This is a genomic window from Streptomyces sp. NPDC048483 (assembly GCF_040651455.1).
Taxonomy (GTDB): Bacteria; Actinomycetota; Actinomycetes; order Streptomycetales; family Streptomycetaceae; genus Streptomyces.
On record NZ_JBEZJZ010000021.1, the window covers coordinates 94078 to 100578 of the forward strand.

Annotated in this window: 6 protein-coding genes and 1 pseudogene; 5 read left to right on the forward strand and 2 right to left on the reverse strand. The window is 73.4% G+C overall.

Annotated features, from left to right (window positions below):
- Positions 1 to 2: 2 nt before the first annotated feature.
- Positions 3 to 1967 carry a hypothetical protein gene (locus AB0D04_RS14330; protein ID WP_362702758.1) on the reverse strand — a complete coding sequence of 655 codons (1965 nt, stop codon included), beginning with the start codon at positions 1965 to 1967 and terminating at the stop codon, positions 3 to 5.
- A 236-nt stretch (positions 1968 to 2203) separates the two neighbouring features.
- Between AB0D04_RS14330 and AB0D04_RS14335 the strand changes: the two genes are divergently transcribed.
- Positions 2204 to 3289: a glycosyl hydrolase family 18 protein gene (locus tag AB0D04_RS14335; protein WP_362702760.1), complete on the forward strand. Its 1086-nt coding sequence runs from the start codon at positions 2204 to 2206 to the stop codon at positions 3287 to 3289.
- Between the two features lie 83 nt (positions 3290 to 3372).
- On the opposite strand, the pseudogene AB0D04_RS14340 reads toward AB0D04_RS14335, so the two are convergent.
- Positions 3373 to 3501, reverse strand: a pseudogene (locus AB0D04_RS14340) (transcriptional regulator); the annotation flags it as partial.
- 18 nt (positions 3502 to 3519) lie between these two features.
- On the opposite strand from AB0D04_RS14340, the gene AB0D04_RS14345 reads away from it, so the two are divergent.
- The 4 genes from AB0D04_RS14345 to AB0D04_RS14360 all read left to right on the forward strand — a co-directional run.
- Entirely contained in the window at positions 3520 to 3720 is a 201-nt protein-coding gene (locus tag AB0D04_RS14345) for a hypothetical protein (protein WP_362702762.1), read from the forward strand.
- Between the two features lie 226 nt (positions 3721 to 3946).
- Complete coding sequence (locus AB0D04_RS14350) at positions 3947 to 4945, forward strand: NADPH:quinone oxidoreductase family protein (protein WP_362702763.1); 999 nt, start codon at positions 3947 to 3949, stop codon at positions 4943 to 4945.
- Positions 4942 to 6123, forward strand: coding sequence for an acyl-CoA dehydrogenase family protein (locus tag AB0D04_RS14355; RefSeq protein ID WP_362702765.1), 1182 nt, complete (start codon positions 4942 to 4944; stop codon positions 6121 to 6123). Before AB0D04_RS14350 ends, AB0D04_RS14355 begins: the two co-directional genes overlap by 4 nt.
- Positions 6120 to 6501: acyl-CoA dehydrogenase family protein (locus AB0D04_RS14360; protein ID WP_362702766.1), on the forward strand; the 382-nt coding region annotated here is incomplete at its 3' end. The genes AB0D04_RS14355 and AB0D04_RS14360, both read left to right, overlap by 4 nt.

The window sequence follows — 6501 nt, forward strand, 5'->3', positions numbered from 1 at the left end:
TCCTATCGGTAGGGGCGGGTCGCGGAATGTGCCACGTATTTCTCCGCTTCATGGCGCAGGTCCACCCTGGCGGGGGTGGCCTTCATGGCCAGCTCGCGGAACATCGAGCCGATGGTGGAGTGGAGTTCGGGCCGCGCGGCGGGCAGCCGGTTGCGGGGATCGGACGCCAGCCACAGCGCCGCCACCAGCATGGTCAGCGCCCGGTGCGCGCCGAACGACTCCGGCGCCAGCTCCTGCGCGAGGGCGTCCGTCCGCAGTGCGGCGGACCGCTCGGGCTCCACCGGCCGGTGCAGCGGCGCGGCGGTGATCGCGTACAGCTCGTACAACCAGGCGTCGGTGTCGCCGAGTTGGGCCAGCCGACGGGCGAGATGGGCGACCACGGCGTCCAATTCGCCGAGGGCGAGGGTGTGGTAAAGCTCGTCGATGCGGCGCTCGTCGCGCGCGTTGGCCCGGTGCCAGGTCTTGAGGTCGCCGTGTACCTGACTCCAGCGGCCCGGCCGGCGGGCCAGTTCCTGGAGCAGCAGCAGACGCAGCCATGGGTGCAGTGCGGGCCGGGAGGCGGGCGGGGGCGGCCGGCGGCCGTCGGGGTGGTCCGGGACCTGGCCGCCACGGGCGGCCGCGTCCTGCGGGGCGGGGTCGGTCAGCCACAGCCTGATGCCGAAGCCGCCCATCAGCGTGTCGTAGGCGTCCGCGTCGATGAGACCGGCGTCGACGACGGTCTCGGGCTCCCGGGCGGCGGCGGCAGTGATCAGCGGCTCCTTCTCCGCGTCGGTCAGGCCGGCCAGCAGATGGTCCAGCACGGTCCGGTCCGGCTCCCCGGGCCCGGTCACCATGCCCCGCAGCCGGGCAGTGGAGTCGCCGTCGTGGTCCGGCAACCCGGCAGCGGCATCCAGAAGATGCCGCACGCTCCACTGATGACCCTGTGTCAAAGACTGGATGAGCAAGGGCGCTTGGGGCGCGAACACGGCCAGGTCGGCGCCGAGCTTCTGGGTTTCCGCTGCGGTCAGGTCCCGCAGCCGTACGTGGTACCAGCTCCGCCGGGGGGCGTGTGGTGACGCAGGGGCATGGCGCACCCAGTCGGCACGACTCGCCCGCTGCGCCGGCCGGACGCGCACCTCCGGCGCATCCGACGCCGTGGCGACGACCAGCAGCGGATCGCTCGCGCCGCTCTCCTGCCGCAGGTGCCCCAGGAGATCCAGGAACTCCCGGCCCCCCTCCGCATCGATGTTGTCCAGCAGCACCAGACAGTTGCGGTCGCGTTCCCGGCGCGCGTACTCACCCCGCAGATCCGCGAGGAACGCCTGGCACAGCAGCCGGTCCACCGCCGCCTGCTGCGCCTCGTCCTTGGCGTCCAGGTTCAGGTCGATCAGGGCCTCCAGGGCCGAGCGCCGCCGGTCCGCGTACCAGGCGAACTCGGTGTGCCGGGTGACGGCGGCGGGCAGCCGTGGGGGCTGCCGGATCAGGCCGGCCAGCAGGCTGATGCCCGGGATCGCGACCAGGTTGAGGTCCTTGAGCGCTTCGGCGACGCCGGTGAGGTGATCGGCCGCCGGGCTCGGCTGCGTGGCCGGCCCCCGCAGCGCCTGGCGCAGCTGCTGCCGGGCCCGCCTGCGGTCCGTGGTATCCAGGGACAGCTCGGGAGCGACGGCGAACAGGCCCAGGGTCAGCCGCGGGAACAGCAGCGCCGGCTGGTGCCGGATGCGCTGGGAGAGGCCGTACGCCAGGCGTCCGGCCACCTCGTGCGGGCGGCGCGGCCCCGAAGTGGAACCGAAGTTGTAGAGCGCGTGCGGACGGTTGGCCGCCTGCCGGCCGAGGCGCTGCAGCAGGGTGCTCTTGCCGCTGCCCCGGGGCCCCAGCGCGACGATCACCGGAAGGCCGGGCACGGCGGGCGCCGACTCGTCCTGCACCACCGCCCGGCACTCGTGACACAGCGCCTCGACCCCCTGAACCTCAACGCTGCGCTCCGGCACTCTGCTCAGCCCCCGTACGTGTCCGACCGCCGACGGTGTGTTACCAACCGCCCCCGAGATGCTGCCATGGGCCGGGACGGACGCGCGAGCACTTTGCGACAGAAGACCGGGGGAGTGGCCGCCGGGACGACGGCGGATCTCACACACCATCAGAACGGCCACCCGTACGGCACAGTGCGCCTCCGTTCGGCTCAGCTGACGGGGCGCCAGGCGCGGCGCCGGGTGAAGCTCGGGACATGGACCATGTATCAGCCGCCCGGGGCCGCCCCGGGATCGCGCTTCTGCTGACCGCGGTGGCGCTCGCCGGACCGCTCGTGCCGGTGGCCGCCGCGGCGGCGTCGCCGGGGACCGAGGCGGGCGTCGAACTGGCCACCGACCGGCGCACCGGCTCGGCCTGGCTGCCGTACTGGGGCGACACCGAGGCCGCCTACCAGGACGCGCTGGAGCACGCCGACCAGCTGCACACCGTCAGCCCCTTCTGGTTCGAGGCCTCGGCCGACCGGGTCAAGGGGCACGACGGCGCGGGAAACGAGGGGGTCATCGACGGGCTGCACCGCGCCGGGATCAGAGTGGTGCCCACCGTGACCGAGACGCCGGGCGCCGCCGAGATGGCCGAGGTGATACAGGATCCGAGGCGCCGGGCCGCGCATGTCGACGCCCTGCTGGAGATGGCGGGCAGCCGCTCGTACGACGGGGTCGACCTGGACTACGAGATGATGGCGGCCACCGGCAACCGGGCCACCCGCGAGCGGGTGCGGGCCGGATTCAACCTGCTCACCCGCGATCTGTGCGCCCGGCTGCACGCGCGCGGCAAGGAGTGCGTGGTCACCGTCCTGGCCCAGGTCCGCGGCGACGTCTACGACTACCGGCACCTGGGCAAGGTCGCCGACCGGGTCCGGATCATGGGCTACGACCTGCACTGGTCCGGTGGCGAGGCCGGTCCGCTGTCCTCCAAGGGCTGGTACGAGCAATTCCTGCGGTACGCCACCGACACCATCCCCCGGAACAAGATCGAGGTGGCCTTCCCCGGCTACGGCTGGGACTGGGCCAAGGGAGCCAAGGGCCGGGCCGGCCATCTGACCTGGAAGGAAGCCGACTCACTGCGCAAGCAGACCGGCGCCGACTACCACTTCGACGCGGCGTCGGGCACCCCGCACTTCACCTACCGCAAGAACGGCACGGAGCACGAGGTCTGGTACCAGGACGCCCACGGCGTGGCCGAGCAGCTGCCGCTGCTGCGGAAGTACGGGGTACAGGGCACCGGCCTGTGGGCGCTCGGATTCGAGGACCCGGACGTCTGGGGCGCGCTCCGCGGCCAGTAGCCGCAGCGCCGCCTCGGAGGGCGGTCGCCCACCAGCGGATGGTGGAAGCGCTGGGTGCCGAAGGGGCAGTTGCGCACGCCGTGCCGCGGCCACAGGGCGGCGAACTCGGTGCTCTTTATCGTAAACTTGCCTACCAGCAGGGCCAGTTGCGGGTCGTCCGGGCGCCGTCCCGCGGCGGCCCGCGGCGCGGGGGCAATGGGGGGAGCCTCCAGCGCCCCCTCAGAGGCGTTGTGGCCCTGCCGCTGCCGCTGCCGCTGCCGCTGCCGCTGCCGCTGCCGCTGCCGCTGCCGCTGCCGCTGCCCCTGCTCGGGCCGGGAGTGGTGCGCGACGCTGACCCCGGCCGGCTGGGTGAGTTCCTCGCGGCGCAGTCCGGGGGCGCGGCGGGTGCGCAGAAAGTCCCCCGGCCCGGCCGGTGCGCCGATGTCTGGTGAGTCGATGCGGCCCGGTCTCGGTCATCGGACGGCGGGGAGCCTGATCCTGCCGGTACCGGGGTCCGCGTGTGCGGTGCCGCGTATCCGGGTCCGTCCGCGCCGCCTGGCTGCCGGACCGCCGGAAACTGTTCCCTGCGGGATACCGACCGCTTAGTATGTCGCTCGCGGCGGCAAGGGGGCCGGTGTGCCGTCGTACCCGCACATCCGAGGTCTGTGGAGGCACCAGGTGAAGGCATGGCGCGTAACCGCGAACGGCGAGCCGCGTGAGGTGATGCGGCTGGAAGAGGTGCCGGACCCCCAGGCAGGTCCCGGGCAGCTGCTGCTGCGCGTACGGGCTGCCAACGTCAACTTCCCCGACGCGCTGCTGTGCCGCGGCCAGTACCAGGTACGCCCGCCGCTGCCGTTCACGCCGGGCGTGGAGATCTGCGGCGAGGTGCTGGCCGTGGGTGAGGGCGCGGCCGGCGAGATCGGGCAGCGGGTGCTGGCCCAGCCGCCGCTGCCCGACGGCGGGTTCGCCGAGCTCGCGGTCGTCGACGCCCGGACCGTGCGGCCCGCCCCCGAAGCCCTCGACGACGCCGAGGCCGCGGCCCTGCACATCGGCTACCAGACCGGCTGGTTCGGGCTGCACCGCCGGGCCCGGCTCCAGGCGGGCGAGACCCTGCTGGTGCACGCCGCGGCCGGTGGCGTCGGCAGCGCCGCCGTGCAGCTCGGCAAGGCGGCGGGCGCGCAGGTCATCGGCGTGGTGGGCGGCGCGGACAAGGTCCGTACCGCCCGGGAACTGGGCTGTGACCTCGTCCTCGACCGACGCGCGGACGACATCATCGCCGAGGTCAAGCAGGCCACCGGCGGGCGCGGCGCCGATGTGGTCTACGACCCGGTCGGCGGCGACGCCTACGCCAAGTCCGTCAAATGCATCGCCTTCGAGGGCAGGATCGTGGTGGTCGGCTTTGCGAGCGGCGCCATCCCCAGCCCCGCCCTCAACCACGCCCTGGTGAAGAACTACTCCGTGCTGGGCCTGCACTGGGGCCTCTACAACACCAAGGACCCGGCCTCGATCGACGCCTGCCACGAGGAGCTGACCAAGCTCGCCGCCCAGGGCGTCATCAAGCCGCTGATCGGCGGGCGGGTCCCCCTGGAGGGCGCTGCCGAGGCCGTACAGCGGGTCGCCGACGGGACATCCGTGGGCCGCCTCGTGGTGGTCCCCGGACTGGAGGAGACACGATGACCGACGCCACCGACCTGCGCCGCCGCACCGCCGACCTGCTCGCCGCCTATCCGCCCGCCACCACGGAGCGGCTGGACTTCCTGCGCGCGAGATTCGACGCGGGCCTCGCCTGGATCCACTTCCCCCACGGCCTCGGCGGCCTGGACGCGCCGCGCGCCCTGCAAGCGGTCGTGGACGCCGAACTGGAGGCCGCCGGCGCCCCCGGCAATGACCCGGGCCGCATCGGCATCGGCCTCGGCATGGCCGCGCCCACCATCCTCCGCTACGGCACCGAGGAGCAGAAGCAGCGCCTTCTGCGCCCGCTGTGGACCGGGGAGGAGGTGTGGTGCCAGCTGTTCAGCGAGCCGGGGGCCGGGTCGGACCTGGCGGCGCTGGCGACCCGTGCGGTGCGGGACGGGGCGGACTGGGTGGTCGACGGCCAGAAGGTCTGGACGTCCGGCGCGCACCAGTCCCGCTGGGCGATCCTGATCGCCCGCACCGACCCCGACCTGCCCAAACACCGCGGCATCACGTACTTCGTCTGCGATATGACCGACCCGGGCGTCGAGGTGCGGCCGCTGCGGCAGATCACCGGCGAGGCCGAGTTCAACGAGGTGTTCCTGACCGGTGTGCGGATCCCGGACGCCCAGCGTCTCGGGGAGGTCGGCGAGGGCTGGCGGGTCGCCCAGACCACGCTGATGAACGAGCGGGTCGCCATCGGCGGCGCCCGCATCCCCCGTGAAGGCGGCATGATCGGCGTCGCCGCCGCCGACTGGCGCGAGCGCCCGGAGCTGCGCACCCACGACCTGCACCAGCGGCTGCTCAAGCTGTGGGTGGACGCCGAGGTCGCCCGGCTGACCGGCGAGCGCCTGCGCCAGCAGCTGACCAAGGGCCAGCCCGGCCCCGAGGGCAGCGGTATGAAGCTCGCCTTCGCCCGGCTCGCGCAGGAGATCAGCGGCTGGGAGGTGGAGTTCCTCGCCGAGGACGGACTGACCTACGACGACTGGACGCTGCGCCGCCCCGAAGGCGTCGACTTCACCGGACGCCAGGCCGGCTACCGCTATCTGCGCGCCAAGGGGAACTCCATCGAAGGAGGCACCTCCGAAGTGCTGCTCAACATCGTCGCCGAACGCGTGCTGGGGCTGCCGCCCGAGCCGCGCACCGACAAGGACGTCGCGTGGAAGGACCTCCCCCGATGACCCACCATCAGAGCGCTCCCGACGCCGACCTGCTCTACTCCGAGGACGAGGACGCGCTGCGCGACGCCGTACGGTCCCTGCTCGCCGACCGCAGCGATCCGGCCACCGTGCTGGCCGGGCTGGAGTCGGACGTCCCCTTTGACGGCGCACTGTGGCGCTCGCTCGCCACCGAGATCGGCACCGCCGGACTGCTGGTCCCGGAGAAGCTCGGCGGAGCGGGCGCGAGCGCCCGCGAGGCCGCCGTCGTGCTGGAGGAGCTGGGCCGCTCCGTCGCGCCCGTTCCGTATCTGACCAGCGCCGTCATCGCCGTCACCGCGCTGCTCGGCTGCGACACCGGTCAGGAGGATGTCGCCGGGCCGCTCGCCGCGCTCGCCTGCC